Origin of the sequence: Streptomyces calidiresistens, from assembly GCF_014141525.1 — a bacterium.
GTDB classification, from domain to species: Bacteria; Actinomycetota; Actinomycetes; order Streptomycetales; family Streptomycetaceae; genus Streptomyces; species Streptomyces calidiresistens.
In genome coordinates, this window is record NZ_VKHS01000734.1 from 1 (window position 1) to 2,688 (window position 2,688).

2 protein-coding genes are annotated in these 2,688 nt (G+C 77.6%); both read left to right on the top strand.

The genetic code is table 11. From position 1 onward, the window contains the following. Positions 1 to 59 precede the first annotated feature (59 nt). Positions 60 to 1,271, top strand: a complete 1,212-nt coding sequence (locus tag FOE67_RS22125) for an allantoate amidohydrolase (protein WP_182666601.1) — start codon at positions 60 to 62, stop codon at positions 1,269 to 1,271. Beyond that, on the top strand, positions 1,262 to 2,617 hold the full coding sequence (locus FOE67_RS22130; protein WP_182666600.1) for a formimidoylglutamate deiminase: 1,356 nt from the start codon (positions 1,262 to 1,264) through the stop codon (positions 2,615 to 2,617). Before FOE67_RS22125 ends, FOE67_RS22130 begins: the two co-directional genes overlap by 10 nt. The last annotated feature ends 71 nt before the right edge of the window (positions 2,618 to 2,688 follow it).

The following is a 2,688-nucleotide window of genomic DNA, read 5'->3' on the forward strand; positions in this document are numbered from 1 at the left end:
CCACCGCCCCCGCCGCCGAGCCCCCGGCCACCTGGCAAACGGGGGAGTCCTTCGAACGCATGTGGGAGGATTTGGCCCCCCTGGGCCGGGACCCCGACACCTCCGGGTACCGCCGCCACGCCTGGACCCCCGTGGACCTGGAACTGCGGGCCTGGTTCACCGACCGGGCCCGCGAACGCGGACTGGCCGTGGAGACCGACCGCAACGGCAACCAGTGGGCACTGCTCGGCGATCCCGCCGCCGGCGGGGTGATCGCCACCGGTTCGCACCTGGACTCCGTCCCCGACGGCGGGGCCTTCGACGGTCCCCTGGGCGTCGTCTCCGCCCTCGCCGCGCTGGACGAGCTCCACCGGCGCGGTGCGCGCCCCCGCCGCCCGCTGGCCGTGGTCAACTTCGCCGACGAGGAGGGGGCCCGCTTCGGCCTCGCCTGTGTCGGCTCGCGGTTGGCCGTCGGTGCGTTGGACCCCGAGCGGGCCCGCCGGCTGCGCGACGCCGGGGGCACCACCCTGGCCTCCGCCATGGAACGCGCCGGCCACGACCCCGGCGCCCTCGGCGCCGACCCCGACCGCCTCGGCCGCCTCGCCGCCTTCGTCGAACTCCACGTCGAGCAGGGACGCGCCCTCGCCGCCGCGCCGGACGGCGGCCGGGCGGTCGGGGTGGGCAGCGCGGTGTGGCCGCACGGCCGGTGGCGCCTGGACTTCCGGGGCGAGGCCAACCACGCGGGCACCACCCGGCTGGAGGACCGCCGGGACCCCATGCTCACGTACGCCAACACCGTCCTGGCCGCCCGCAAGAAGGCCCGCCTCGCCGGCGCCCTGGCCGGCTTCGGCCGGGTGCGGGTGGAACCCAACGCGGTCAACGCCGTGCCGTCCCTGGTCAGCGGCTGGCTGGACGCCCGAGCCCCCGACCACGCCTGCCTGGACGGGCTGGTCGCCGACATCGCCCGGGCCGCCGCCGAACGCGCCCGACGCGACGGCACGACCCTGGAGGTCCACCGGGAGTCCTTCACCGACGGCGTGGACTTCGACCACGCGCTGCGCGACCGCCTGGCCGCCGTCCTCGCCGACGACGACGGCCGCCCCGCCCCGCTGCTGCCCACCGGCGCGGGCCACGACGCGGGCATCCTCGCCGCCGTGCTGCCCACCGCCATGCTGTACGTCCGCAATCCCACCGGTGTCTCGCACGCCCCCGCCGAACACGCCGACGCCGAGGACCGCGCGGCCGGCGTGACGGCCCTGGCGGATGTCCTGGAGGAGCTGTCATGTCGCTGAGCCCGCAGACCTACTGGGCCGAGCACGCCCGGGTGGGCGACCGCCTGCGCCCCGGCGTGCTGATCGCCTCCGGACCCGACGGGCGCGTGACCGAACTGCGCACCGACCTGCCCGGCCCGCCGCCCGGCGCCGTCGCCCTGCGCGGCCTGACCCTGCCCGGCACGGCCAACGCCCACAGCCACGCCTTCCACCGTGCCCTGCGCGGTCGGGGACAGGGCGGGCGCGGGGTCCCCGACACCTTCTGGACCTGGCGGGAGGGCATGTACCGGATCGCCGACCGCCTGACCCCCGACGCCTACCGCGACCTGGCGGTGGGCGTCTACGCGGAGATGGCCCTGGCCGGGATCACCTGCGTCGGGGAGTTCCACTACCTGCACCACGCCCCGGGCGGGGTCCGGTACAACGAGCCGAACATCATGGCCGTCGCCCTCCGGGAGGCGGCGGCCGAGGCCGGCATCCGCCTGGTGCTGCTGGACACCTGCTACCTCGCCGCGGGCTTCGGCCGTCCTCCCGAGGGGCCCCAGCTGCGCTTCGCCGACGCCGACGCCGACGCCTGGGCCGAGCGGGTCTCCGAGCTGCGCCCCGGCCCCGACGGCGGGATCGGCGCCGCCGTGCACTCGGTGAGGGCGGTCCCCGCCGATCAGCTCGACCCGGTGGTGCGGTGGGCCCGGGACCACGACACCCCGCTGCACGTCCACCTCTCCGAGCAGCCCGCCGAGAACGAGGAGTGCCTGGCGGCCACCGGCCTCACCCCCACCCGGCTGCTCGCCGACCACGGCGTGCTCGGGCCCCGCACCACCGCCGTGCACGCCACCCACCCGACCCCCGGGGACATCGACCTGCTCGGCGGCTCGGGCACCGGGGTGTGCCTGTGTCCCACCACCGAACAGGACCTCGCCGACGGCATCGGCCCCGCCGCCGACCTCGTCGCGGCCGGCTGCCCGCTGTCCCTGGGCAGTGACAGCCACGCGGTGATCGACCTCTTCGAGGAGGCGCGGGCGGTCGAGATGCACGAACGGTTGCGCACCGGGACCCGGGGGTGCTTCACCGCCGACGACCTGCTCACCGCCGCCTGCGCGGGCGGCTGGGCCGCGCTGGGGATGCCGGAGGGCGGGCGGATCGCCGTCGGCGCCCCCGCCGACCTGATCACCATCGACCCCGAATCCCCCAGGACCGCCGGGGTCCCGATGGGCGAGGGGGCGGAGCCGGCGGTCTTCGCCGCCCGCGCCGCCGATGTCCGGCACACCGTGGTCGCCGGCCGGCACGTGGTGCGCGACGGCGTCCACCAGCGGGTGCCCGGCGCCGCCCGCCGGCTGGCCGCCGCCGTCACCGCGCTCGTCGACTGACCGGGGTCGCGGGGGCGACGTGCCGCCCGGGGGGCACCCGACCGGGTGGCACGGGGCCCCACCGCCCCGCC

Excerpts from the sequence above, each read along its gene's own strand:
- FOE67_RS22125 (WP_182666601.1), top strand. The coding sequence starts at position 60 with ATGTGGGAGGATTTGGCCCCCCTGGGCCGGGACCCCGACACCTCCGGG.
- FOE67_RS22130 (WP_182666600.1), top strand. The coding sequence starts at position 1,262 with ATGTCGCTGAGCCCGCAGACCTACTGGGCCGAGCACGCCCGGGTGGGC.